At 43.4% G+C, this 26,454-nt stretch carries 18 protein-coding genes and 1 pseudogene; 13 read left to right on the forward strand and 6 right to left on the reverse strand.

Annotated features, from left to right (window positions below):
• The first annotated feature begins 168 nt into the window (after positions 1-168).
• The gene (mdh, locus tag HMPREF1536_RS03320) at positions 169-1,110 is read left to right on the forward strand and encodes a malate dehydrogenase (RefSeq protein WP_028728610.1); all 942 of its coding nucleotides are present in this window, start codon (positions 169-171) and stop codon (positions 1,108-1,110) included.
• A gap of 109 nt (positions 1,111-1,219) precedes the next feature.
• Here the strand turns inward: mdh and HMPREF1536_RS03325 are convergent, their stop codons facing one another.
• On the reverse strand, positions 1,220-2,059 hold the full coding sequence (locus HMPREF1536_RS03325) for an Rpn family recombination-promoting nuclease/putative transposase (protein WP_028728611.1): 840 nt from the start codon (positions 2,057-2,059) through the stop codon (positions 1,220-1,222).
• A gap of 866 nt (positions 2,060-2,925) precedes the next feature.
• On the opposite strand from HMPREF1536_RS03325, the gene HMPREF1536_RS03330 reads away from it, so the two are divergent.
• The 6 genes and pseudogenes from HMPREF1536_RS03330 to HMPREF1536_RS03355 all read left to right on the forward strand — a co-directional run bounded on the left by HMPREF1536_RS03330 (position 2,926) and on the right by HMPREF1536_RS03355 (position 11,241).
• The gene (locus HMPREF1536_RS03330) at positions 2,926-3,501 is read left to right on the forward strand and encodes an RNA polymerase sigma factor (RefSeq protein WP_028728612.1); all 576 of its coding nucleotides are present in this window, start codon (positions 2,926-2,928) and stop codon (positions 3,499-3,501) included.
• Between the two features lie 87 nt (positions 3,502-3,588).
• Positions 3,589-4,572 (forward strand): FecR family protein, encoded by a 984-nt coding sequence (locus HMPREF1536_RS03335; RefSeq protein WP_028728613.1) that lies wholly within the window; start codon positions 3,589-3,591, stop codon positions 4,570-4,572.
• Between the two features lie 94 nt (positions 4,573-4,666).
• Positions 4,667-8,005 (forward strand): TonB-dependent receptor, encoded by a 3,339-nt coding sequence (locus HMPREF1536_RS03340; protein ID WP_028728614.1) that lies wholly within the window; start codon positions 4,667-4,669, stop codon positions 8,003-8,005.
• Positions 8,006-8,031: 26 nt separating this feature from the next.
• The gene (locus HMPREF1536_RS03345) at positions 8,032-9,828 is read left to right on the forward strand and encodes a RagB/SusD family nutrient uptake outer membrane protein (protein WP_028728615.1); all 1,797 of its coding nucleotides are present in this window, start codon (positions 8,032-8,034) and stop codon (positions 9,826-9,828) included.
• 135 nt (positions 9,829-9,963) lie between these two features.
• A pseudogene (locus HMPREF1536_RS03350) lies at positions 9,964-10,608 on the forward strand (3-keto-disaccharide hydrolase); the annotation flags it as partial.
• Positions 10,609-10,725: 117 nt separating this feature from the next.
• Positions 10,726-11,241, forward strand: coding sequence for a GNAT family N-acetyltransferase (locus tag HMPREF1536_RS03355; protein ID WP_028728617.1), 516 nt, complete (start codon positions 10,726-10,728; stop codon positions 11,239-11,241).
• On the opposite strand, the gene HMPREF1536_RS03360 is transcribed toward HMPREF1536_RS03355, so the two are convergent.
• Positions 11,201-12,931, reverse strand: a complete 1,731-nt coding sequence (locus tag HMPREF1536_RS03360; RefSeq protein ID WP_028728618.1) for an ATP-binding protein — start codon at positions 12,929-12,931, stop codon at positions 11,201-11,203. The genes HMPREF1536_RS03355 and HMPREF1536_RS03360 overlap by 41 nt on opposite strands.
• A gap of 372 nt (positions 12,932-13,303) precedes the next feature.
• On the opposite strand from HMPREF1536_RS03360, the gene HMPREF1536_RS03365 reads away from it, so the two are divergent.
• Both HMPREF1536_RS03365 and HMPREF1536_RS03370 read left to right on the forward strand, forming a co-directional pair.
• Positions 13,304-14,086 (forward strand): hypothetical protein, encoded by a 783-nt coding sequence (locus tag HMPREF1536_RS03365; protein WP_028728619.1) that lies wholly within the window; start codon positions 13,304-13,306, stop codon positions 14,084-14,086.
• Between the two features lie 53 nt (positions 14,087-14,139).
• Positions 14,140-15,300 carry a hypothetical protein gene (locus HMPREF1536_RS03370; RefSeq protein ID WP_028728620.1) on the forward strand — a complete coding sequence of 387 codons (1,161 nt, stop codon included), beginning with the start codon at positions 14,140-14,142 and terminating at the stop codon, positions 15,298-15,300.
• A 142-nt stretch (positions 15,301-15,442) separates the two neighbouring features.
• Here HMPREF1536_RS03370 and lpxA read toward each other — a convergent pair whose 3' ends face one another.
• The 4 genes from lpxA to HMPREF1536_RS03390 all read right to left on the reverse strand — a co-directional run bounded on the left by lpxA (position 15,443) and on the right by HMPREF1536_RS03390 (position 22,124).
• Positions 15,443-16,213: an acyl-ACP--UDP-N-acetylglucosamine O-acyltransferase gene (gene lpxA / locus HMPREF1536_RS03375; protein ID WP_028728621.1), complete on the reverse strand. Its 771-nt coding sequence runs from the start codon at positions 16,211-16,213 to the stop codon at positions 15,443-15,445.
• Positions 16,214-16,236: 23 nt separating this feature from the next.
• Positions 16,237-17,622 (reverse strand): TolC family protein, encoded by a 1,386-nt coding sequence (locus HMPREF1536_RS03380; RefSeq protein ID WP_044192742.1) that lies wholly within the window; start codon positions 17,620-17,622, stop codon positions 16,237-16,239.
• 11 nt (positions 17,623-17,633) lie between these two features.
• Positions 17,634-20,849 (reverse strand): efflux RND transporter permease subunit, encoded by a 3,216-nt coding sequence (locus tag HMPREF1536_RS03385; RefSeq protein ID WP_028728623.1) that lies wholly within the window; start codon positions 20,847-20,849, stop codon positions 17,634-17,636.
• Between the two features lie 63 nt (positions 20,850-20,912).
• Positions 20,913-22,124 carry an efflux RND transporter periplasmic adaptor subunit gene (locus tag HMPREF1536_RS03390; protein WP_044192746.1) on the reverse strand — a complete coding sequence of 404 codons (1,212 nt, stop codon included), beginning with the start codon at positions 22,122-22,124 and terminating at the stop codon, positions 20,913-20,915.
• A 323-nt stretch (positions 22,125-22,447) separates the two neighbouring features.
• Between HMPREF1536_RS03390 and HMPREF1536_RS03395 the strand changes: the two genes are divergently transcribed.
• From HMPREF1536_RS03395 to uxuA, 4 genes are all read left to right on the forward strand, one after another.
• Positions 22,448-23,080, forward strand: coding sequence for a DUF7847 domain-containing protein (locus HMPREF1536_RS03395; RefSeq protein ID WP_028728625.1), 633 nt, complete (start codon positions 22,448-22,450; stop codon positions 23,078-23,080).
• A 15-nt stretch (positions 23,081-23,095) separates the two neighbouring features.
• Positions 23,096-24,157, forward strand: a complete 1,062-nt coding sequence (locus HMPREF1536_RS03400) for a LacI family DNA-binding transcriptional regulator (protein WP_028728626.1) — start codon at positions 23,096-23,098, stop codon at positions 24,155-24,157.
• Between the two features lie 130 nt (positions 24,158-24,287).
• On the forward strand, positions 24,288-25,100 hold the full coding sequence (locus HMPREF1536_RS03405; protein WP_028728627.1) for an SDR family oxidoreductase: 813 nt from the start codon (positions 24,288-24,290) through the stop codon (positions 25,098-25,100).
• A 25-nt stretch (positions 25,101-25,125) separates the two neighbouring features.
• A complete protein-coding gene (gene uxuA, locus HMPREF1536_RS03410) occupies positions 25,126-26,301 on the forward strand; it encodes a mannonate dehydratase (protein ID WP_028728628.1) in 1,176 nt (391 codons plus the stop codon).
• Positions 26,302-26,454 lie beyond the last annotated feature (153 nt).

Consider the following 26,454-nt stretch of genomic DNA (forward strand, 5'->3'; position numbering starts at 1 on the left):
ACCGGAAATGTTTTCGAAGGAAACCTATACCCCATTTAGCTATAATTAATAATCATAGCCGATAAATTATTTACGGAAATATTTCTTTATTCAGCAATACATTGTACCTTTGTCCTCGTTAAAAACAGGAAGTATTATTATAAGTAATAACATATAAAACTTATTATTATGTCTAAAGTAACAGTTGTTGGCGCCGGTAATGTAGGTGCTACATGCGCAAATGTTCTTGCCTTCAATGAAGTGGCAGACGAAGTTGTAATGCTTGATGTAAAAGAAGGCGTATCCGAAGGTAAAGCAATGGATATGATGCAGACAGCTCAGCTGCTGGGCTTCGATACTACATTGGTTGGCTGCACAAACGACTATGCAAAAACAGCAAATTCTGATGTTGTTGTTATCACTTCAGGTATTCCTCGTAAACCGGGTATGACTCGTGAAGAGTTGATCGGTGTAAACGCAGGTATCGTTAAGAGTGTAGCAGAAAATCTACTGAAATATTCTCCGAATGCAATCATCGTAGTTATCTCTAACCCGATGGATACAATGACTTATCTGGCATTGAAAGCACTGGGTGTACCTAAAAACCGTATCATCGGTATGGGTGGTGCTCTGGATAGCTCTCGTTTCAAATATTTCTTGTCTCAGGCTTTGGGATGCAACGCTAACGAAGTAGAAGGTATGGTAATCGGTGGTCACGGTGATACTACAATGATTCCGTTGGCTCGTCTGGCTACATACAAAGGTATCCCTGTTAGCAAACTGTTGAGCGCTGACAAACTGCAGGAAGTTGTTGCTTCTACAATGGTTGGTGGTGCTACACTGACTAAATTGTTGGGTACTTCTGCTTGGTATGCACCGGGTGCTGCCGGAGCATTCGTTGTTGAATCAATCATCCACAACCAGTGCAAGATGGTTCCTTGTTCAGTTTATCTGGAAGGAGAATACGGCGAATCTGATCTTTGTATCGGTGTTCCTGTTATCCTGGGTAAGAACGGTATCGAAAAGATCGTTGAACTGGAACTGACAGCTGAAGAAAAAGAATTGTTCGCTAAGAGCGCTGTAGCTGTTAAGGGAACAAACGCTGCTTTGAAAGAAGTAGGTGCATTATAATCAGTAAACAAACTCATTGATTATATAGGAAAGAGGGTAGCTCCGATGGGGCTATCCTCTTTCTACTTTTAATTACCTGCTAAACAGTGATTTTACAGGATCACAAATATTACAATTGTTCTATTTCTTCATCGGATAAACCGGTGCACTTGGCGATTACTTTAATATCGACTCCCTGCTTTTTTAAATTCGCAGCAATCTGACGTTGCTCCTCTGCTTTCCCTTTTTTCAGACCTTTCTCTTCAGCCTCTTCCACTGCATATTCCAAAGTATTGCGCCAGTCGCGGTAAATCTTCAAGTTCTCTTCATAGACAGCCCGTTCGTGAGAGGTCATTGCATCCAGATTAGCCACATCAAGCAGGCGTTTGAAGGCATCATTTTTCTCCTTAAACGGAGACATATCAAATAAATTCATATTCTTCAATATATAAACTATATTTTCAAGAGGCGTTTGACATTCCTCTTTACTTAAATTAAACAGGTCAAACGAAAGATAAATCTGCTTCAGTTTAACCTCACCGAAAGCTTTACCTGTTGCTTCATTAGCCAGCACCACGTCTGTACGCCAACTCTGAAATTCAGGTAGACTAAAGTTCAGCTGATAGATGCCATATACAGGAAGCAAGCTAAACTTCCAGTCAGAACCTATCTCTCCCTGACGGGAGACCATCCGACAAATATAATAAAACCCACGATTAAAGAAGTAACGTTGGGGGCAATTCTGCATTTCAAGCACAAATTTAGTTCCGTCCACATCTTCACAAAGAAGATCGAAGATCACTGTGCGTTGTTCTATTACTTCCGGTTGGATTTCTTTATCAAGATAGGTCAGGTCTTTTACCTGATGTTCGCCTTCAAGAACGGCATTGATAAAGTCGATTGCTACTTGCTTTTTACCAAATACGGTTTTAAAAGCCTTGTCTAACATAATGTTTACGTACTTTTCCATATGTCAATGGTTTTATTGGTTTATTACCTAATAACAGGCAACGGGACAAATATAGACATTATTTATATATTTCAACATCTAAAGGTGTTTTTTATTTGTATCCGGCAAAAACAAAACTTCCCTCCGATTGAACAATCTATACAATAAAAGTTTTCTAAAATAAATCCTTCATTTATTCAGGATTGTTGGTATTTTGCTGGTAATCACACTTGTATGGCTGAAGGAAAATAATTTTGCTGAAGGAATTATCTGGAATGTTGATTTTTTTTATTCAGAAACGATAACTTCCGATAGTATAAAAAGAACGAATAGCCTCCGGCCGATTATCTGTTTGTATATTGTATTCTACCGCATAGGTAGTGACCTTTTGGCTCAATTGTCCTTTCTTCTTTTCCGTTTGTCACTTGTCGAACGCTTGTTTGTCAGCTGTCAAACGCTTGTTCGACAATTGTGATACAAGCGTTCGACAAATGACAAACAATAAAATAGTACTAACTTGCATGATAATAGTATACTATATATCCTGTTATTACTCATTACTCCAGTCTCACTCTTCGCCTGAAGGAATGGACTAAGAATGGTATTGATTTTAGGCAGGAATATGAAGCATTAATCCAAAAACAAAGCCGTCTCCTTCCTCTAAGTAAAATTTCCTTCAGCCTTAAATACAAGATGTTCAACTATATATCCTCGGTGCTGAACAATTGAAGGATTTATTTTGGAAAACTTTTTTATAAAGGATTGGAGATACGATTATTGTTGATATCCGCCCTTTCCGGCACGGCTTCTTATTTCACTCCCTCAAATATACGAAAAGGGAATAATATTATTCCTATCTTTACGCACTCAAGATAAGCTAGTATTATATGCCCGAAAAATCAATACATTGTGAGACGATAAAGAAACTTCAAGAAGGTTCGTATGAGGCTTTCGATACATTATATAATGTATACGCCGACTCTCTATACGGATTTGCCCTATTGCATACCAAGTCGACTGTACAAGCTGAAGATATTGTTCAGGACACTTTCCTCAAGCTGTGGAATATGCGGGAATCCTTATCGGTGGAAGGTTCTTTCAAATCCATGTTGTTCACTATCGCGAAAAACCATGTAATAGATATTTTCCGCCAGCAGGTGAACCGGGCAAACTTTGAAGATTACATCGCTTTCTGTGAGGACGAAAACTTACTGGATAATACCTCCGTCGAGAAAGTCTACTACAACGATTTCCTCGAAAAGCTAGCGATCGCCAAACAAAAACTGACACCCGCCCAACGCAACATCTTCGAACTGAGCCGTGAGGAAGGGATGAGCAACACCGAAATAGCCGCCGCCTCGAACCTATCCGAACAGACGGTAAAGAACCATTTATCCGCAGCGTTGAAAGTATTACGTGTCGAACTCGGCAAATACAACTTCCTCTTTGCCCTCTTTATTTAAGCATAGACAAAATATGTTTTAGAACACATCAAAATAGCTGGTACTATTTTGGTGCTCTTTCGTGTAACTATAAACGATCAAGAAAGTATGACTGATTTATTCAACAAATTATATTCTCAATTCTTAAATGGAAATACCAACAGGGAACGGTTCAAAGACTTCAAGGAGTCTTTGAATCAACTCCCGGATACCGAACTGGCCAAAAGCATGGAAGACTTCTGGCAGAAGAACGATCACTTCCCGGCAATGGATGCACAACGCAAACAGGATCTCCGTAACAAACTCCACGAACAAATAGTACCTCAACAGAAAAAGACATTTGTACAGTGGTACCGGATCGCGGCAGCTATCGCCGTAATTACTCTGCTCTCCGTTACCGGCTGGAATATCTCTGTTATGCAGAAGCAGCCATCCGGTGAGCCTTTCCTAGCGGAAGTCCCGTCCGGCAACAAGGTACAGTTGACATTGCCGGATAAAAGTGCCGTCAAATTAAACTCCGCCAGTAGCTTATCATACACCTACCAGAACGGTAAACGTGTCGTCAAGCTGACCGGTGAAGGTTATTTCCATGTATCTAAAGACAAGGAACATCCTTTTGTCGTACAAGTGGGAGATTTAAACATCGAGGTACTCGGTACCAGTTTCAACGTTCACTCCTGCGAGGATGACCACTCTATCGAGACCTCCCTGATAGAAGGATCCATCCGTCTTTATGACTCCAGATATCCGTCGGAAACATTCATATTAAAGCCCAACCAGAAAGCGGTCTATTCCAACGACAGGAAAATAAGCCTGTACAACACAGACAATCTGAAAGAAACAGCGTGGACGCGCGACCACCTGGTTTTCGAATCGGAAAAACTTAGCACTGTGTTCCATAAAATAGAACGCTGGTATGGTGTAAAGATCGAATTATTGTGTCCCGAGATTGCAGGCGACCGTATCTCGGGCTCGTTCAAGAACGAACAGTTGCCTTATGTGATGGAAGCATTGAAGATACAATACGGGTTCGATTATGAAATAACGGGCAACAACATCACAATCAACAAGTCGAATAAACTTAATAAATAGATAAGCCTATGGAATGACGTAAATCATCAGTTATCAAGCAAATAGTATTTTTATTAAACTTTTAATTATCCACTTAAATCTAACTTTTGTAATCATGAAGCAAGTGTTTTGGAGTATCGTACTCCTGTTCTTCTGTTCTACAATGTATGCACAGGACATTTCGCAAAAGATATCGATGAATCTGCAGAATGTCACATTGAAAGAGTTCTTTAATAAGATAGAAACTCAAACATCCTTATCCGTCGTTTACCGGGATATAATATTAAGTGAAAATCCGGATATAGCAGTTTCCGTCACAGACCGTCCTTTAAAGGATGTTTTAAATCAAGTACTGGAAAAACATGGTCTTTCTTACAAGGTCAGCAACAAGACAATCGTAATCGTTAAAGCTCCGGCTAAGACCAACAGCAAACAAGCAGAGAAGACGATCACCGGTGTTGTTCTCGATGAAACAGGCATACCTGTTATCGGGGCCAACGTAGTGGTAAAAGGTACGACGAACGGAACAATCACCGACATCGATGGAAACTTTTCCCTTACTACCGCTTCCGGCGAGTCTTTGCTGATATCCTATATCGGTTACCTTCCCGTCGAAGTAAAAGTATCCGAAGCCAATAAAATAGACGTCTTGCTGAAGGAAGATGCACAGGGATTGGATGAAGTCGTGGTGGTAGGTTATGGTACGGTTAAGAAAAGAGACCTGACCGGAGCCGTTGCTTCCGTCAATGCAGCGAAGATCACGGCAGTACCGGCCACTACGGCATCGGAAGCATTGCAGGGACGCATTCCGGGCGTGGTCGTTTCCAATTCCAACTGGTCGCCGGGTTCTACCCCCAGTGTAATGATCCGTGGTAAACGTTCTATCACCGCCAGCAACGATCCGTTATATGTAATCGATGGTGTGCCCGTTACCGGTGGCATGGGAGAGATCAGCCCGTCGGATATCGAGTCGATGGAAGTATTGAAAGATGCCTCTGCAACAGCCATCTACGGAGCCCGTGGTGCTAACGGTGTTATCCTGATCTCAACGAAACAAGGGAAGTCCGGCAAAACCCAGATTGACTACAACGGTTATGTGGGCGCACAAACAATTTTAAACCAACTGGATTTATGGGATGGCGGCGAATATGCCGAGTATACCCGCGAAGCTTACCGCAACACAGCAAACAACTCGATCCGTTACAACTCGGATGTTGCATCCAGGGATCAGGATCTGGTTTGTCCGGGCTTTACCCGCGACCCGTCGATCATGGAGTCTGTCATGATGGGTTGGGGCGACAATGGTGTTTATGATCCGTCCCGCGTACGCACCACGCATTATATGGATAACGTGACCCGTACCGGTATGGTTACCGACCATCAGCTGAGTATTCGTGGGGGTGGCGAACGAACCAACTTCCTGGCTTCCGCTACCTATAATAAGAACGACGGTATTTTCAAAGATGAAGATTACGAACGGTATTCTATCCGTTTGAACCTGAACCATGAGATCAATAAATATGTGAAGATCGGTGCACAGACACAATATTCGCATGCTACCCAGCAACGCGGCTCCGGACTTGCCAGTGGCTGGCGTTTAAGCCCGTTGGCGCAGTTGTGGGATGAAAAGGGAGAGCTTATTCCATTACCCGGCTCTTATAATGTATATAATACGATGATGGATCTTGTTCCGGGTGCCGTCGACCGTCCGTTGAAAACGACTCGTTACCTGGGTAGCTATTTCCTGGATGTCAAACTGCCGGTTGACGGATTGAAGTTCCGCTCGAATCTGGGTATCGACTCACGTACCGTACAGGATTATGAGTTCAGATCCGCAAAGACCAGTAACCGGGGTATGGGTACTTCTTATGCCAAAAACGGCGTTGATAAATACACGATGTTTACATTGGAAAACATGCTTTTCTATGATAAGACATTTAATGACAAACATACGTTGGGTGTGACTTTATTACAGTCAATTCAGGAAGACAAAAAGGAAAGCGTCAATGTCGCAATGGAAAACCTGCCGTCGGATAATCTTAAATATTATGACCTGGGATCGGGACTGGTGACCAACAAGATCGAGAGCTCGATGGTCAAATGGAATATGGCCTCCTTCATGGGACGTATCAATTATAACTACTTAGGACGTTACCTGCTGACTGTTTCCGCCCGTTACGACGGTTCTTCCCGTTTGGCAGACGGTCATAAATGGGTTCTTTTCCCTTCCGCAGCTTTGGCATGGCGTATTAACGAAGAGTCTTTTATGGCTCACACATCCGGTTGGTTGGATAACCTGAAGTTAAGACTCGGCTTTGGTAAGACCGGTAACTCGGCCGTAGACCCTTATCAGACAAAAGGCCGCCTGACATTGATCAGATACCCGTTCGATAACGGCGCATCGGGTACCATCGGTTATGCTCCCGATATCATGGCAAACAGTCTGCTGACCTGGGAAACGACCGACCAATGGAACCTCGGTATCGATTTCGGAATTTTAAAAGGACGCATCAACGGTACGGTTGACCTGTATATGCAGAACACACACGATCTGTTGCTGAAACGCCAGTTGCCGGTTGTTTCCGGTTTCCCCAACGTTTTGTCGAATGTGGGTAAGACACGTAATAAAGGGATAGAAGTGTCCATCAATACCGTGAACATCGATACGAAAGACTTCCAGTGGAGTACGGATTTGATGCTGTCGTCAAACAAGGAAGAAATAGTCGAATTGTATAATGGCAAGAATGATGATATAGGAAGCAAATGGTTTATCGGTCAGCCTGTAAACGTACATTACGATTACAAAAAGGTCGGTATCTGGCAAAACACTGAAGCAGACCTTGCCGAAATGGCGAAGTTTGCAGCCAACGGTACAGACTTTGCTCCGGGGGATATCAAGATCGAGGATGTGAACGGTGACCATAAGATAACGGATGCCGACAAGCAAATCATTGGCAATCCACGTCCCAAACTGATTGCCAGTATGGTAAACACCTTTAATTATAAAGGCTTCGACCTGTCTGTCTTTTTATATGCAAGCCTGGGGTCCATGTTGTATAATGATATTTACGCAGTGGAACATTGCGGACGCAACGGTGGCGTGAAAGTGGATTACTGGACACCGAATAATCCAACGAATGCCTATCCTCGTCCCAGTATCGACGAAGAACGCCCGATCTATATCACATCCACTTATTACGAAAAGGCCGATTACCTGCGTGTAAAATCGATGACGCTGGGATATACCCTGCCGAAAGATTTGACGAAGAAGTTCCTGGTAGAGAAACTGCGTGTTTACTTCACCGCCCAGAATCCGTTTATTTTCACCAATTACACAGGTATCGATCCGGAAGCGGCCAAAGTGGACGATGCGGGTAATCCTAAAACAGACGGTAGCGGCTTCGGCACACCGAGCGTTAGTTCCTGGGTCTTCGGTATCAATTTGACTTTGTAGTTTAACCTTATAAATAAAGAATAAAAATGAAATCTATATATTACTATATGCTGGCAGGCCTGACACTCTCAACTACAGGTTGCAGCAGCTGGTTAAGTGAAGATGACGCTCCGGTGATGTCATACGATTATTACGAAACGGAAGCCGGAGTCAATGCAGCCATTACAGCGGCATACGGCTTTCTCCGCTGGGGAGTCGGCGGTGAACGTTTCGATGTCCTGACCGAGCACGGCACGGATTTATTTACCGAGGGCGAGGACGGTAATCACCGCGAATCTTATAATAAGTATGCGACACAACTGAACCCCGATGACGGGATTCTGTATGAGATGTGGGAAAATCACTATAAAGGAATCAGTGATGCCAACATTGCCATGAAGAAAATTCAGGACTCCCAGGATTTACTGGAGAATGTGAAATCGCAGAGTTATGCCGAAATGCAGTTTATCCGTGCGTATCTTTATTTCGATCTGGTGCAACAATTCGGACGTATCCCGCTGGTAACCGAAGGAAGTTTCGATATCCGTACGGATTTTAAACGTTCTCCGGTAGCCGATATCTATAATCTGATTATAAGCGATTTGCGTAATGCAGCAGAAAACCTGCCAGAAAAGGTGGCAACCAAAGGACGTGCCACCCGCTATTCGGCGGCACATCTGTTGGCGAAGGTGTATCTGACCCGCGGCAGTGCAATCAACGATCCGCGCGGCCAGCAAACAACAGACATGGACAGTACGCTGTATTATGCAGAAAAGGTGATCGATAGCGGGGCTTTTACGTTGCAGGATAATTTTGCTTCCCTGTGGGATATCAGCAACCAGGGCAATTCGGAGGTTGTGTTTGCCGTGCAGTTCACAACAGAGCCGATGTTTAACGGTGATGGCAATAAACAGCATCTTTTCTGGTTGTCCTGGTATGAAGACCAACCCGGCATGTTGCGTGATATTGCCAACGGCCGTCCATACCGCCGCCACGTAGCGACCCCAAAAACGATGGACGATTTGTACGACCGTCTGCACGACTCACGTTTTTACAAGAGTTTCAAATGGGTATATTATGCCAATAACGTAAACACTTTGCCGGTATGGGAACCGCTGTCATACGACGGTACTGTTTATTTCACGCCCGATCCTTCAAAAGGGCAAGTCGATGGTCAACTGAAGTTCCAGCATGGCGATACAGCCATTTATTATACAATGGAAAAGACAGGATTCGTATCCAACAGCGATGAGATGCGTAAATTCCGTGCCAACTATACTTATTCTTATTTTCCCCGTGAAATGCATTCGATCCGTTATTTCCCGTCACTTGTTAAATACCTGGATCCGAACCGTCCTTCTGTTTCGGAAGAAAAAGGTTCCCGCGAATGGGTTCGTATGCGCTTGGGTGAAACCTATCTGCTGGCTGCCGAAGCTGCCGGCCGCAAAGGTGACTTCGATAAGGCCGCCGAATATATCAATGTGATCCGTAAACGTGCCGCATGGTCTGATGGGGAACAGAAAGATCAACAGATCTGGCTCTTTGAAGGAGGCAGTAACGATACTAAAAGCACTTATGAGGATCTGAAAATAACAGCGGCAGACCTGAAGGACGATTTCATCACATTCATCCTCAATGAACGGGGACGTGAATTACTGGGAGAAACCAACCGTTGGGAAGACCTGGTACGCTGCGAACTGCTGTATGACTGGGTGAAGAAATATAATCCGGAAGCTATTCATATCAAACCCTATCACAAGCTCCGTCCGATCCCGCAGAAACATATCGACCGCCTGAATCCGGTCGGAGAGATCAGCGAAGAACAGAATGAAGGTTACTATTAATAGGATCATTCAATTAAATATTAAACTTACAATTCATTTATCATGAAAAAAGGATTTATCTATTTCGCACTTATAAGCTGCACACTAGCTCCTATCAGTGCATTTGCACAGGCAGACAACGTATTGACCGGCCAGGAAAAGAACGAGGGCTGGGAACTCCTGTGGGATGGAAAGACTACGAACGGCTGGCGTGGAGCCAAGCAACAAAACTTCCCCGAAAAAGGTTGGAATATCATCGGCAACGAACTGGTGGTTGAAAAAGCCAAAGGAAAAGAGTCGGGTAACGGAGGAGATATCGTCACCATCAAAACGTATAAAAACTTTGAACTGGTGGCCGACTTCAGGATCACGGAAGGTGCCAACAGCGGTATCAAATATTTCGTCGACCCGGAACTGAACAAAGGAGAAGGATCGGCTATCGGCTGCGAGTTCCAGATACTCGACGACGACAAACATCCAGATGCCAAGCTGGGAAGAAAAGGCAACCGCACGGTCGGCTCACTATACGACCTGATCCCGGCCTGCCAGGAGAAGCCGTTCAAAAAAAATGAGTTCAACACAGCCCGCATCGTTGTGAAAGGTAATCATATCGAACATTGGCTGAACGGTATGTTGGTCGTCGAATATAACCGCAACGACCAGATGTGGAGAGCTCTCGTTGCCGGCAGTAAATATGCAGACTGGCCTGCCTTCGGAGAAGCAGAAGAAGGTCATATCCTTTTACAGGATCACGGAGATGAAGTCCACTTCAAGAACATCAAGATCAAAGAACTGAAGTAATTCATTCTGCACATGGAATGAGGCCCTATCGACCTCGTTCCATGTGTCTATCAAACCAATTCCTCTCCCCCTGTCATATCCTCAAATAAATATTTATCTTTGCGGAAAAACTGCTTTATGATCCGCCCAATGACCCTGAACGACATCCCTGAGATTGTCTCCATTTATGCTTATTATGTACATAACACCGTAATAACATTCGACACCGAAGTCCCCACCGAAGCCGAAATGCGTCAACGGCTAGCCCCCATCATCGAACATTACCCGACATGGGTCTATGAAGAAGACGGGAAAGTAGTCGGTTATTGTTATGCGCACGAATGGAAAGTGAAGAAAGCATACCGCACCACTGTCGAAACGACCATTTATCTGCACCCGGATCACTCCGGCAAAGGATATGGCAACCAATTGATGAAACAGTTGATCGACGATTGCCGCCGCCGCTCCTTCCATGCCCTGATAGCCTGCATCACCATCCCTAACGAACCGAGTGTGAAACTACACGAGCGGCTGGGTTTCAAACAGGTATCCTGTTTCCATGAGGTAGGCCGTAAGTTCGACCGCTGGCTGGATGTGGCAGATTATGAACTGATTATTGAACTTCTTCACACCTCACCATATCCCATCCCCTGAATTGCAACAATAACCGATGAAGTGTCGTTCCTTCAGCCAGGAAGCGTACCATTTTATCTTTACTGTATTGCAACAACTGACGCCGTCCCTCTTCGGCCTGGACTTCCAGTTCGGAGTCAGTGGCAGTACGGGGGGAATATTTCAATTCCAGTATGTAACTGTGTGCCACATCGGGATAACGCTGTTTGTCGGGCAGGAGAAAAAAATCACAGTAGCCGTAGTTTAACTCCAACTCCGGCTCCATCAGGTAATAGGAAGCAAGAGAGAGATAGGCTTTCAGAAAACCTTGCAGATTCCGTTCTCCCTCTATGGCATCACGCACGGCAGAATTTTCACGATAAGCATGCGCAATGCTATCGAAGAATGGCTTCCACTGCCCATCGTAAACAAAATCATCTATCAAATCCTTCAGATGGGAAAGATTTAACTGGTAACGTTGCTGATAATAATCGCGAAGGAATCCGAAATACTGCTCGCGGACACAGTTATTGGGAATGCACATTTTCAAGCGGTCGCCCCGTGTACCGCATATAGTAAGCAGCCCGTAATAATAGAGCAGGCTGCGAAAATTATCTATATCCGCCACCCGTTCAGCAGGAAAGGAAGTGTGCAGGTCGACATAAATTTCACCTTCAGCGGCAATCTCTTCGATCGTACTCATGCGGCTCCCGTCATGTGTTGTATCATGGTCGATACGGGCAAGCATTTTCAATTTGCTGTAATCGGTACGGATATTTTTATCTACCATTTCTTCGGGAGCAGAGTGAAAATCAACTTGATTTCGTAAGTAATATAAGGTCATATCACAATTGAACACCCTGTCATCCTTTAAGCTCAAACGAGCAAAGCAATAGTTGTCATACCACGGCTTCATTTCTGCTATCATAGCTTCAATATCTCCCGTCAACATGCCGTTTTGTTGGTAGTAACGGAACATTTCACGGACTTCCGTCTCATCGAATCCCATCATGGCATTGAAACGTGGATCGGTTGAGATATTCCAGTCAATATTATACCCGCTCGATAAGTCGTCCAATGTAATAGGGCTGACCCCCATCATGAAGATACGGTGGAACATTCCCTTGAATTGTTTGAAATATTCACGATAGAAACCACTGGCATGAGTAAGGTCGTGAAACATCTGCTGCCCGTGCTCACTCAATATCACGTTCGTGAAATTATCATATTCATCGATAATCAGATAGAGCGGATAACCCAGGCGCTGGGCGGTAGCTTCCAGCCAATGCAATTTATCTGAAGCTTCGGAACCATTCAGGAACTCTTCTATCCCTTCGTTCTGATAGTAGGAGGCATAGCGGCGCATGAAATCCGCAAGCCGGATATTACAGTAATCATTAAAGTTTTCTTTCAGCGACCCATTACCCAGGTTCGCTTTCGAAAAATCAAAATAAAGTACTTGATAACTATTGCGTGTTTCCGTAGGATGGCTTCCAATCCACAAGTCTCCGAAGTATTTATCGAAATTTTCCTTTTGCGAAATATCATAATAGGTACGCATCATGCTCAGGAATACGCTTTTCCCGAATCGGCGCGGACGAATCAGAAAGAGATAACTGGGCATCTGCTCGATAAGGGGCAGGTACTTAGTCTTATCCACAAAGTAAAAATTATCGTTTCGCATCCGGTTGAAATCGGATATTCCATAAGGTATACCTTTCACTTTGTTCATAATCGGGAGACTTTTTAAATTATATACAGACAAAGTTACTTTATTTCATCCAATAAACCAACGGATTGAAGCGCGAAACTACACGAACGTAAGTTCGACCGTTGGCTGGATGTGGCAGATTATAAATTTTTATTGAACAACGACTGACATAGAATAGTGAGAAATGTACAGCCATTTTAATACTGAATAACCAGAACAAATCTCCTGAATTATTATAATTTACCTTCCCAATGCCCCGCCTTATAGATTATAACTACCCATTCACCGATTATCTTTTTTCACCCCGAATATTCTTATAATATTTGTACTCAATCAGTAGCAAGATATTCAAAGTAAAATAAACACTAGTTATTAATTAAAAAATCCAGAAAAATGAAACACTATTATCTACTACCAACCGTACTTTTTTTCTTAAGCTTTTGCGCTTGTTCAAACGACAATGAGCTAAACAAACAAATGCCATTAGAGGAGGATAAACCGCAGGTTATAACATCTGTAGATGAAATGCCTAATAAAATTAAGAATCTTATTGCTGAAACTAAAACTTATATTTCACCACAAATGCAAGAACTTATTAATTCATTAGATACAATTACCTCTGTACATCCGATTGAAGAAGTTTTGCCTTTTCTCTTTACGAGAGATTCTTCTACACAAGCAGTGACAACAAAAGCGTCATCTAATATTCCAACAACTATATTAACAGGATACAGTAGCTATGAAACAATACTTAATCCTATTACTGTTTCACTAACAGATTATTCTTCTTCAGCTCTTAGACAATCACTCGGTTATAGCGATTTTTTTACTCATTTAGGAAACGGGCCATATAATGTAAGATTTTATGCATTTACTCTGCATGCATATTTTACAACGAAAGTTTCAGATGTAATTCCATTATCTTCAGCTCAGGATTATATAGGTATAAATCCTGACAAAATGCCAGAAGTATCTAATATAAATAACAACACATCTCTATCACTTGGATTTACAGCACTACCAATATCTGACGGTATACTTTATCAATTAACCACCTATGCTTTGGCTTTTTCTACAGAAGGAGGAACAAGTCTATACTTTCCGGTTAAAGGGACATCAGAAATACAACCTACTGACTGGGGAAAAAAACTTGAATGGAGAATCTTTACTAATTAATCTGCTAATGAGGGTGTTTCGACACACCCTCACCGATATAAAATTAATAACATATGAAAACAGTAATTTTTCAAAGACTAAAGTTATTCTTTTTCATCATTTTATGTCTTCATCTTTTTAGTTGTGACAAAGAAGATGAAGAAGATATTAAAGAACCGGAAGTTGAAATTCCTCTGGAAGAGAAAATGATGCTTAAAATAACAACTCCAATAGATGGAACTTCGATAAAACTACCTTTTACCGGCACCGTCAATTGCCAAATAGCCTGGGATGGCAATAACCTGGAACCGGAGACAGTTACCGAGGCTTATCCTACTCATACTTATTCTAAAAAAGGTGACTATCTCATTCTTATTTCCGGCACAGTGACAGAAATAAACGCCAATGGACTTGATGAATCAGAATTGGCTTGTATTTCCGGTATATATAATTTTGGAAAAACCGGACTAACTAATCTGTATAGTGCATTTAAGGGATGTACTAACTTAACATATTTATCTAATTATGATTCAAGTTCACTTGCGGATGTTACATCTTTTGAAGATGCATTCTCCGAATGCCCGTTAACAACAATTCCTTCCGATCTTTTTGCAGACTGTGGATCGGTTATATCTTTTAAGAATACATTCCATAATTGTATAAACCTGACTGAAATTCCTTCCGGTTTATTTGGTAATTGTTCATCAGTTATATCATTTGCCGGTATTTTTAATAATTGTGTCAATCTAAAGGAAATACCATCCGGATTATTCAATAACTGTACACAAGTTGAATCTTTTAAAAACACATTCAACGGTTGTACAGGTTTAACAGAAATTCCTCCCGGTTTGTTTGACAATTGTTCATCAGTTATGACATTTGCCAGTACTTTTCATAATTGTGTCAATTTGAAGGAAATACCATCCGGATTATTCAATAACTGCACACAAGCTTCCGACTTTATGTCTACTTTTCAAAATTGTAAAAACCTGACGGAAATTCCTTTCGGATTGTTTGATAATTGTAAAGAAATAGAAAATTTAATGGTCACATTCGCCGGATGTAAAAATCTGACAGGAGAATCTCCCTATACAATAATAGAAAATAATAAAGTCCATCTCTATGAACGTAATGATAAGACCGGTGAATTTATCAAACCTAAATATTTTTATTCCTGTTTCAGCGAATGTGTCGGATTATCAGATTTTTCCGATTTACCAAATGAATGGAAATAGATTAATTCTCATTTTGTATCTCCGTGGAAAGTTTTGCCAATAATCTGCCTATAAACATAAATGTACGTACAACCGGATAAAAAACGGGATCCTCATTCAAGAAGATCCCGTTTTTTATATAATCAAATTCAGAGCGGAACAGTTATCTTCCGATAATCCCCAGCTTCGAATCATTGATAAAATCAATGATATGCTGTATCTCGTCACTCATCGGCACCTGGTCTTTGATCATCAGCAGGGCGTCGAACAGACTGGTGTTACCCTGGTAGATGATACGGTAAGCATGGCTGATATGTTTAATAACCTTATCACTAACTCCCTGATGCGACAAAATAAACGAGTTGACCCCATAATAAGTAGTCGGTTCCTGAGCTGCCACGATATAAGGCGGTACGTCTTTACGGAAACGGCAACCGGTCTGTGTCATCGACCAGGTTCCGATACGGCTTCCCTGGCTTGCCAACACATTACCACCGAAGATGGCATAATCTTCAAAGAAACAATTACCGGACACCTTGCTGCCATAACCCAGCACGCAATGGTTGCCGATATGGGTATCATGCGAAATATGTACACCTTCATGCAGGAAGTTTCCGTTACCGATAAACGTCTGCCCGTCCGGTGTGGTGGCACGGTTGATGACAACGTTTTCGCGGATCACGTTATCGTCGCCGATAACTACCAGCGTATTGTCGCCTTTATATTTGAAATCCTGAGGTTCCGCCGCAATGACAGCACCATTGAATACACGGTTTCCTTTGCCCAAACGTGCGCCATTCATTATACTGGCGTGAGACATGATCTCGCAGTTATCGCCAATCTCTACATTCTTATCGATGTAGGCAAAAGGATGGACGGTTACGTTCGCACCCAGTTTTGCACTGGCATCTACATAAGCTAACGGACTAATCATAATAATCTGAGTTTTAATGGTTATTACTCTCTTCCTCCTCCGACAGCACTATACAGATTGATAACAGCCTGCATACGCTGAACGTTGTCGGATACTTCTGTCAATTGTGCACTGAGAAGGCTTTGTTGAGCCGATAAGATTTCCAGGTAAGTGGACTGTGCCGACTGGAACAAAGCTTTCGTGTATTCTACGGCTTTCTCCAATTGCGCAATCTGTTCTTTATCCTGAACCAGCATCTTATTGGTTGCATCATACAGATGCAGTGCATTGCTTACCTCCTTGCCGGCTTCCAGAATTTTCTGCTGATAATTCATCTGCGCGATCTTCTCTTCCGCTTTCGACACCTTCAGGTTAGCCATCAGCTTACCGTTGTTGAAGATAGGCTGTGCCAATGAGGCCAATGCCTGGAACATGAATTTACCCGGATCGGAAATAGTTATACCGGAACCGTTCGTCCAACCTGCCGTAGCAGTGATGTTCAATCCCGGGTAGAAAGCGGCACGCGCTTTATTGGTCGTATAATAAGCACTGGCCAGTGACATTTCTGCGATCTTCACATCCGGACGGTTTTCCAGCAACTGCAAAGGTACGCCGGCCATGATCTCGTCCGGAATGACCTGTTCATCCAAACGGCCGCGTTCGATTGTTTGCGGTGCTTTTGCCAGCAGTACGGACAAAGAATTTTCCACTTCGCGCACCTGGCGTTTCAGGTTGATCAAAGAAGACGATACCTGATGGTATACGGCTTTCATCTGGACAACAGCAGCTTCGGTAGTCATTCCGGCTTCTTTCATTGCCTCCATCGCGCGTACATTTTCTTTATAGATACCGACTGTTTCGGTTGTGATCTCCACCTGGCGGTCGAGCATCAGCAAAGTGAAATAAGCGTTGGCAATACCACCGATCAGTTGCGAACGAACGGCCTGTTGCGAATACTGGCTCTGCAGATAGATCGCTTTCTGGTCGCGGCTTGCATTAAGCAGTTTGCCGAACAAATCGACTTCCCAGTTAGCAGCCGCCGGTAAAGTATAGGCTTTTGCATAGCTGGAACCGCCCATTGTGGTCACGGATCCTTGTGGTGCCAGGTTTAAGGACGGAAGGAAAGACAGGCGGGCAGAAGTCAGCAAGGCTTTCGCTTCTTCCACACGGAGAATGGCAGCCTGCATATCTACGTTATTTGCCAGACCTTCTTCAATCAGAGCCTGCAGTTTGGGATCGCGGAAGACTTCCTGCCAGGGAAGATTTCCCATATTGGTCGTATCCGCAGCCAGTGTATCCGTCGCTGATACCGGATCACGATAAATACCGTCAGCCGTGATCGTATCAGGACGATCGTATGCTTTGTAGATGTGGCAACTGCTCAGCAGAGCGGTCGCACACATCATATATATAATTTGTTTCTTCTTCATTGTCTTCTCACTTATTTTTTAGCGTACTGTTCTATTTCCGTATTCAAATCGCTGTTGTCCAGATCTTCCCACTCGATCGGTTTAACCTTTTCCTGCAGGTACTGGAATACTACGAACAGAGCCGGAACGATCAGGATCTGGAAGATCATACCGACAAACATACCGCCAATAGCAGCAGTACCCAATGTACGGTTACCGTGAGCACCTACACCGAAGGCGAACATCATCGGCAACAAACCGACTACCATCGCCAAGGAGGTCATCAGGATAGGACGCAAACGGGCAGCAGCTCCTAACACGGCAGCCCAGGTAATACTCATACCCATACGGCGACGGTCGAGGGCGAACTCTACGATCAAGATAGCGTTCTTCGCCAACAGACCCATCAACATGATCAACGCGATCTGCATATAGATGTTATTCGACATCGTTCCCAATATCATCTTCAATGCCGGAATGCTACCTAGCGCTGCCCAGCCCTGAACGAACAGGAAGCTACCCATCAAACCGAACGGGATGGAGAGCAATACGGCCAGCGGCAATACGTAACTTTCATACTGGGCACTCAGCAACAGGTAAACGAACACGAAACAGAGAACGAAAATCAAACCGGTCGTACTACCGCTTGTCTCAGCCTCTTCACGCGCCATACCTCCCAGCTCGTAACCGAAACCGGCAGGAAGTGTCGTACTTGCCACTTCTTCTAGGGCTTTCAATGCCTGCCCGCTGGTGAATCCATCAGCAGGAGCAACCATCACCTTCAAAGAGGTGTACATATTAAAACGGCTGATAATATCCGGCCCATATACTTTTTCTATGGTGATAAACTGGGAAATCGGTGCCATTTCGTTACCGTTTCTCACCTTGATATTTTTCAACGACTCCATATTGGCTCTCATAGCCGGATCGGCCTGTACCATTACACGGTACATCTTACCGAAACGGTTGAAGTTGGAAGCATACAAACCACCATAGTAACCTTGCAACGTCATAAGGATATCACTCGGGCTGATACCGACTTTCTTACAAGCTGCCGCATCGATGTCGATCATATACTGCGGGAAGTTCGGGTTGAAAGTTGTCTGAGCCGACTTAATCTCCGGACGGGCTGTCAAAGCTGCCATATAGTCTTTGGATACTTCAAAGAATTTCTCCAAACTACCCCCTGTCTTATCCTGCATGTTCAACTCGATATCACTGGAAGCCGAATAACCCGGAATCATAGGCGGAGTAAAGAACAATACCTGCGCATCTTTCACTACTTTCTGTGCACGCATGAACAAGCTACCGTAAACAACTTCCGCACTCTGTGTCATCGAACGTTCATCCCAGTCTTTCAACTTGATGATGAATGAACCGTAAGAAGGTCCTTGTCCACCGATAAAGCTAAAACCGGTAATAGCCGTACGTGATTTTACAGCGGGATCGGATGCGATCAGGCTATCTACACGTTCCATGATTTCAATGGTACGTTCCTGAGAGGCTCCGGGAGGCAGTGTCACAGCGCCCATGATCGTACCCATATCTTCATTCGGCACCATACCGGTCGGCGTTACCTGCATGAAGAATACCAACAAAGCGACAGAAGCGATTACAGTTCCGAATGCCAGCCATTTCTTCTGGATAAAGAACAAAACGCGTTTCTTATAACTTTTCAGCAGCGAATCGTATGCCACGTTGAAAGAAGTATGGAAACGGGAAACGAAAGTTGTCTTCTTTTCTGCATGTTCGTCATGAGGTTTCAGGAAGATCGCACAAAGCGCCGGACTCAAAGTCAAGGCATTCAATGCTGACAAACCGATGGCAATAGCCATAGTCACACCGAACTGACGATAGAATATACCGGCTGTACCTCCCATGAAACTTACGGGGATAAACACGGACATCATCACCAAGGTAATAGAAACGATTGCACCACCAAGTTCACTCATCGCATCGATAGATGCCTGTTTCGCCGATTTATATCCCTGGTCCAACTTGGCATGGACCCCCTCGACGACGACTATCGCATCATCGACCACAATTGCAATAGCCAATACCATCGCACAAAGTGTCAACAAGTTGATACTAAATCCGATCAGTGACAACAGGAAGAATGTACCGATCAAGGCTACCGGAATGGCAATAGCCGGGATCAGGGTTGAACGTAAGTCTTGCAGGAACACATATACCACGATAAACACGAGGATAAAGGCTTCCAGCAAGGTCTTGAGAACCTCATGGATAGAGGCATACAAGAAGTCGTTGGCGTTCATAGATACTTCCACCTTCATACCCGGAGGCATGGTGCTTTCCGATTTCACCAGCAAATCCTGGATATTGTTGATGGTTTCAGTTGCATTCGTTCCCGGCATCTGGTAAACGATACAAGCTACCGCATTATGACCGTTTACCTTATTCACATAGTTATAAGTCAAACGTCCCAACTCGATATCGGCAATATCTTTCAAACGAAGAACTTCACCATCGGGTAATGCTTTAACTACGATATTATCAAACTCTTCAGCAGTCTGCAAACGTCCTTTATAACGGATCGTATACTGGAACGACTGGTTTCCCTGTTCACCGAAAGAACCCGGAGCAGCCTCCACGTTCTGTTCAGCCAGCACATTCGATACATCATTAGGCACCAGCTTGTATTGGGCCATCACATCCGGCTTCAACCAAATACGCATAGAGTAGTCGGTACCCAACACGTTGGCATCACCAACACCGGGCACACGCTGTACTTCCGGGATCAGGTTGATCTTTGCATAGTTTTCCAGAAACTTCTGGTCGTAACGGTCTTCCGCATCATATACGGCAAAAACAACCAGCATGGAGTTCTGGCGTTTCTGGGTAGTTACACCGATCTTCGTTACTTCGGCAGGCAACAGACCTTGTGCCATAGACACACGGTTCTGAACGTTTACCGCCGCCATATCCGGATCGGTACCCTGCTTGAAGTATATGGAAATATCGGCTGAACCGTTATTGGATGCATTTGATGTCATATACATCATGTTCTCTACCCCGTTGATCTGGTCTTCCAGCGGCGCAATCACACTATTCAATACAGTCTGCGCATTGGCACCTGTATAAGTGGCCCTTACCGAAACGGTAGGAGGCGCAATGTCCGGATATTGGGTAATAGGCAATGTGAACAAACCTAATATACCCAGGATGACAATCAGGATGGAGATCACCGTTGAAAGCACCGGACGGTTAATAAATCTATCTAATTTCATATGTTACTTTTTTATATATGAATAGCATCAGGTGTAACCCGGCTAATTCTATAATACCTTTAATTAATTAAAAGCTGTTTTTAAGTTTCCTTCGTTCTGGTCTTTCATCGCCTGCTGAAACTTAGCAGCCTGCTCAGCCTGTGTGATCGGCTTAATTTCCTGACCGTCCCTTAAACTCTGAACACCTTCGACAACGATCTTGTCACCGGCCTTCAAGCCTTTTGTTACCAGATAGCTCTTGCCATCGTTCAAAGAAGAAATCTGAATTTCAACATTCTTAATTGTATTATCAGGTTGCAGAACATATACGAACTTCTTATCCTGAATTTCCACCGTAGCAGACTGAGGGATCATAATGATATTATCCATTGAGTAAGGGAATACGACATTACCTGTACCACCGCTTCTCAATATATTCTGGTTGTTCGGGAAAACTGCACGCATACTTACCGAACCGGTAGACTGGTCGATAACACCGCTGACAGCGTCGATCTTACCAGTTTCCGCCAACATTGTTCCGTCAGCCAGCTGTAACTGAACTGCCGGCATCTTATCCAACTGTTCTTTCAGCGTGCCGCCTGCCTTTGTCAGTTGCAGCAATTCTTTTTCCGTCATCGAGAAATAAACATAAACATCACCGATCTCAGAGACAGTGGTCAACGGTTCTGCCACAGAAGGACTAACCAAACTTCCGACACGGTACGGGAAAGTACCCACAACACCGTTGGACGGGCTGGTCACCGTACAAAAAGATAAATTCTGATTTGCACTCACCAAAGAAGCTTCCGATTGCGCCAACGTTGCTTCTGCCGACAACAACTGATTAACAGCTGTCTGATATTCAAAGGAACTGATAATCGCTTTGTCGAACAAATCTTTCTTGTTCTTCTCTGTTAGCTTCAACGTATTAACATTAGCTTTAGCCATAGCCACAGCAGCTTTAGCCTGATTCACAGTTGCCTTATACTGCGTAGGATCAATTTCAAACAAGGGCTGCCCTTTGCGGACTGTTGCACCTTCATCGACACACAACTTTACAATAAACCCTGACACCTGGGGACGCACTTCGATATCCTGCGTACCTCTGATAGTCGCCGGATAAGACGTTGTCTGATTGCTGGAAGAGGAATTAAGGGCCAGAACAGCGTATTCGCTGTCGCCTAATTTCATACCACTCTGGCTGTTTCCACAGGCGGTTAATAAAGACACTCCCACTGCAAATAATGCAATTTGCCTAAATTGGGTAATAGTAGTTCTCAACATTTGTCTATTCATATTCATAATTTAATATATTTCTGCCTAGTATATTTTCTTGCAAACGATTCAAAGTCTTGTTTTATCAGGCTCGATTTTTGAAGGACTCATATCTAAAAAAACGTACAAATGTAAAGTCTTTTTATTGTACTTTTCCCGTTTATACATTCTTTTATACTAAAAAATAGCTTATTTATATGTAGAGATCAAACACATAGCTTATTTTTTGACCGTTCGAAAGTAAATTAGTCCAAATTGCTATACAAATTCAGGGCATAATTTGTTTATTCAATAATTTACCTTAAATTTACAGCTATCTTTTAAACTTTATAATCTACAATCTGATGGGATCTAAATTTTCAATTTCCGAAGTATGTAGTACTTCATGGCAACGGACCAAGGCTCAGATATGGGTTTTATCCGGATTGATAATAGGTATGAGCATTATTTCTTTTACATTAGGGGCATTTGCAATGCCTATACAGCAATCGGTAATGGGAGCGATCGTTATTAATCTGATCAGTTGCATCATCTCTTGTATTTTTGCTCTGGGGTACATGAAAAATATATTCCAGGCTTTGGACGGAGAAGAACCTCAATTCTCGGCTTATGGACAGCAAGCCCGAAAGATCATTACTTATCTTGTAGCCAATATTCTTATGGCAATCATCGTTACTTTGGGGTTATGCCTGTTTATCATTCCGGGAATCTACCTGGCTTTGAGGCTGCAGTTCTATGCAGCTCTTATCGTTGAAGATGATGCAGGAATAATCGAGTCACTCCAACGCAGCTGGGAAATCACCCGTGGACAAGAGATGTCTCTTTTCATGCTGATGTTGGCTATGATCGGGATCTGTATTTTAGGTCTTATCCTGTTAGGTATAGGAATATTTGTGGCAATGCCGCTTATATATATGATGTATGCCTATGTTTTTCGTAAATTAAATGCACCTTTGCAAATTCTTGAAGAAGTATAAATAACTAATAGCCCTATGGGGAAAACATATAGAATAAAAGATATAGCAGAGTTATCCGGAGTATCGACCGGAACGGTCGACCGTATCCTGCACAATCGTGGTAAGGTATCTGAAGAAGCTCAGAAAAAGGTTGAAAAAGTATTGAAAGAGATAGACTATCATCCGAATCTGATAGCCCGTTCGCTTGCCTTGAAGAAGAAATATCACTTCATAACGCTCACTCCTTCTTTTGCCGAAGGAGAATATTGGGCTAAACTATCGGAAGGCATCGATAAAGCAGAGCAGGAACTGTTCAGCTATAACGTTGAAATCGAACGGATGTGTTTCGACCAGTATGACAAAACCAGTTTCGACAATCTGATCCCCGTAATTGAAAAATCCGATTGCCAGGGAGTAATCATCGCTACTTTATTCAAGGAAAGCGTTTTGCAACTCACCCAACAACTCGACAAACTGGAGATTCCTTATGTACTGATCGATGCCTTTATCGAAAATACGAATTGCATAGCCTACTACGGAACCAATTCGTACGACTCAGGATACATTGCCGGACGCCTGTTATTCGAACAGATACAGCCTGAAGACAATATCGCGATCTTCCGTTTCATCCGGAAAGGCGACATGCATTCTACCCAGGTTATGAAACGCGAGGAAGGTTTCCGTGATTATCTGTACGGACACGACTTTCAGGGAAAGATATTCCCGGTACATATTCACGCAGACGAATCAAAGGAAAATAAAGATATTCTCGATTCATTCTTCGCCACGCATGAGGAAATACAAGCCGGCATCATCTTTAATTCCAGAGCACATGTACTGGGAGACTATTTCCGGCATAGGGATACCGACAAACGCTTCAGGCTGATTGGATATGATGTGATCGACTCCAATCTGGACTATCTGAACAGCGGGCACATCACCCACCTGATCGCCCAGCGACCGGAAGTACAGGGATTCAATTGTGTGCGTGCCTTATTCCGGCACCTGGTATTGAAGGAAAAAATCGAACAGATAAACTATATGCCGATTGATATACTTATAAAAGAGAACATTAAGTATTACAATAATTATATTTAATGGCATAATTTATCATTTTTCCCCTCTATTTTTTTTGTTTGACAAATAAATAGTATACATTTGCGCTCGATGTGTGTTCGCCCACAAATCGAGCGCAAAATGGAAATATCACAATAAAATCATACATAAAATGGCTAATTTATTTTGTATTAAAGACAGAGTTGTCATTATTACCGGAGGAGCCGGTATTCTGGGTAGTGGAATTGCAGGTCATCTGGCTGAAGAAGGTGCCAAAGTAGTAATTCTTGACCGTGCTGTTGAGACAGGTGAAAAAATCGTTGCAGACATCAAAGCCAAAGGTGGCGAAGCTTGTTTTTTCCTGACTGATGTGCTGAATAAAGAAATCCTTGAACAGAATAAGAAAGATATCCTTGCCAAATATGGCCGTATCGATGCATTACTGAATGCTGCCGGTGGAAACATGGCCGGTGCTACTATCGGGCCTGATAGCAATATATTCGACTTGCAGATCGATGCTTTCAAAAAAGTTGTCGACCTGAACCTTTTCGGTACGGTTCTCCCGACAATGGTCTTCGCAGAAGTAATGGCTCAGCAAAAAGAAGGTGCGATCGTAAACTTCTCATCCGAATCGGCTTTGCGCCCATTGACACGTGTCGTTGGCTACGGTGCAGCTAAAGCTGCTATATCTAACCTGACTAAATACATGGCAGGCGAATTAGCAATCAAATTCGGTGAAGGTCTGCGCGTAAATGCAATCGCCCCGGGATTTTTCCTGACAGAACAGAACAGAACTTTGATGACAAATCCGGACGGTTCTTATACAGACCGTGCTAAATCTGTTATCGCTCATACACCGTTCAGACGTTTAGGAGCACCGGAAGAATTGTTCGGTACCATTCAATATTTAATAAGTGACGCATCTAAATTCGTAACGGGCACAATCGCCATCGTTGACGGTGGTTTCGATGCATTCTCAATTTAATAACCCAATAAACACTATACATATTATGTATTTATGCGAACAAACATGGCGTTGGTACGGGCCGAATGATCCTGTCAGCCTTTGGGATATCAAACAAGCCGGTGCTACCGGTATCGTTAATGCCCTGCATCATATTCCTAACGGGGAAATATGGACGGTAGAGGAGATCATGAAACGGAAAGAGTTGATCGAAGAAGTTGGTTTAACTTGGTCTGTTGTTGAAAGTGTTCCTGTTCATGAACATATCAAAACACAAACCGGAGAATTTCAAAAATATATTGATAACTACAAGGAAAGTCTACGTAATCTTGGTAAATGCGGGGTGAATGTAGTGACATACAACTTCATGCCTGTACTCGACTGGACACGTACCGATCTTGCCTATACAATGCCGGATGGTTCCAAAGCACTCCGTTTCGAACGGGCAGCTTTCGTAGCATTCGACCTTTTCATCCTGAAGCGTCCGGGAGCAGAAATGGATTACTCCGCAGAAGAAAAGGCGAAAGCGAAAGCCCGCTTCGACTCCATGAGCGAAGAGGATCGCCATTTGCTTACCCGCAATATGATTGCCGGCCTGCCCGGCTCGGAAGAGAGCTTCACTATCGAACAATTCCAAGAAGCATTGGATCGTTATAAGGATATTGATGCGGAAAAATTGCGTGCTAATCTGATCTACTTCCTGCAGGAGATCGCTCCCGTAGCCGACGAAGCCGGTGTAAAACTGGTTATCCATCCGGACGATCCTCCCTACTCTATTCTCGGCCTGCCGCGCATCCTGAGTACGGAAGAGGATTTCAAGAAGTTAATCGAAGCAGTTCCTAACAAGAGCAACGGATTGTGTCTGTGCACAGGTTCATTCGGCGTACGCAGCGACAACGATCTGGCAGGGATTATGGAACGTTATGGCGATCGTATCGATTTCGTTCACTTCCGCAGTACCCAGCGAGACGATGAAGGGAACTTCTATGAAGCCAATCACCTGGAAGGAGATGTAGATATGTACGGTGTTATGAAAGCCCTGTTGGAACTACAGCAAAGACGCGGCTGTTCTATCGCTATGCGTCCGGATCATGGCCATCAGATGATAGACGACCTGAAAAAGAAAACAAACCCCGGTTATTCATGTATCGGTCGTTTGAGAGGCTTAGCTGAACTTCGCGGCCTTGAAATGGGTATAGCCAAGTCACTTTTTAAGAAATAAGCAGCATTATTATTTCATTTCTTAGCGATTTATAAAGAGAAAGGTGCTCAACTTCGGTTGGCACCTTTTTTTATTCTAACCTCCATTAATCGTATTTACAGATCTTTGAAAAGCATAAAGAAATGAAAAAGAACTATAAAGTATTCCGATTTA

This window comes from Parabacteroides gordonii MS-1 = DSM 23371 (genome assembly GCF_000969825.1).
GTDB lineage: Bacteria > Bacteroidota > Bacteroidia > Bacteroidales > Tannerellaceae > Parabacteroides > Parabacteroides gordonii.

Coding starts and splice junctions, on each gene's coding strand:
- mdh (WP_028728610.1), top strand. CDS start 169: ATGTCTAAAGTAACAGTTGTTGGCGCCGGTAATGTAGGTGCTACATGC.
- HMPREF1536_RS03325 (WP_028728611.1), bottom strand. CDS start 2,059: ATGGAAAAGTACGTAAACATTATGTTAGACAAGGCTTTTAAAACCGTA.
- HMPREF1536_RS03330 (WP_028728612.1), top strand. CDS start 2,926: ATGCCCGAAAAATCAATACATTGTGAGACGATAAAGAAACTTCAAGAA.
- HMPREF1536_RS03335 (WP_028728613.1), top strand. CDS start 3,589: ATGACTGATTTATTCAACAAATTATATTCTCAATTCTTAAATGGAAAT.
- HMPREF1536_RS03340 (WP_028728614.1), top strand. CDS start 4,667: ATGAAGCAAGTGTTTTGGAGTATCGTACTCCTGTTCTTCTGTTCTACA.
- HMPREF1536_RS03345 (WP_028728615.1), top strand. CDS start 8,032: ATGAAATCTATATATTACTATATGCTGGCAGGCCTGACACTCTCAACT.
- HMPREF1536_RS03355 (WP_028728617.1), top strand. CDS start 10,726: ATGATCCGCCCAATGACCCTGAACGACATCCCTGAGATTGTCTCCATT.
- HMPREF1536_RS03360 (WP_028728618.1), bottom strand. CDS start 12,931: ATGAACAAAGTGAAAGGTATACCTTATGGAATATCCGATTTCAACCGG.
- HMPREF1536_RS03365 (WP_028728619.1), top strand. CDS start 13,304: ATGAAACACTATTATCTACTACCAACCGTACTTTTTTTCTTAAGCTTT.
- HMPREF1536_RS03370 (WP_028728620.1), top strand. CDS start 14,140: ATGAAAACAGTAATTTTTCAAAGACTAAAGTTATTCTTTTTCATCATT.
- lpxA (WP_028728621.1), bottom strand. CDS start 16,213: ATGATTAGTCCGTTAGCTTATGTAGATGCCAGTGCAAAACTGGGTGCG.
- HMPREF1536_RS03380 (WP_044192742.1), bottom strand. CDS start 17,622: ATGAAGAAGAAACAAATTATATATATGATGTGTGCGACCGCTCTGCTG.
- HMPREF1536_RS03385 (WP_028728623.1), bottom strand. CDS start 20,849: ATGAAATTAGATAGATTTATTAACCGTCCGGTGCTTTCAACGGTGATC.
- HMPREF1536_RS03390 (WP_044192746.1), bottom strand. CDS start 22,124: ATGAATAGACAAATGTTGAGAACTACTATTACCCAATTTAGGCAAATT.
- HMPREF1536_RS03395 (WP_028728625.1), top strand. CDS start 22,448: ATGGGATCTAAATTTTCAATTTCCGAAGTATGTAGTACTTCATGGCAA.
- HMPREF1536_RS03400 (WP_028728626.1), top strand. CDS start 23,096: ATGGGGAAAACATATAGAATAAAAGATATAGCAGAGTTATCCGGAGTA.
- HMPREF1536_RS03405 (WP_028728627.1), top strand. CDS start 24,288: ATGGCTAATTTATTTTGTATTAAAGACAGAGTTGTCATTATTACCGGA.
- uxuA (WP_028728628.1), top strand. CDS start 25,126: ATGTATTTATGCGAACAAACATGGCGTTGGTACGGGCCGAATGATCCT.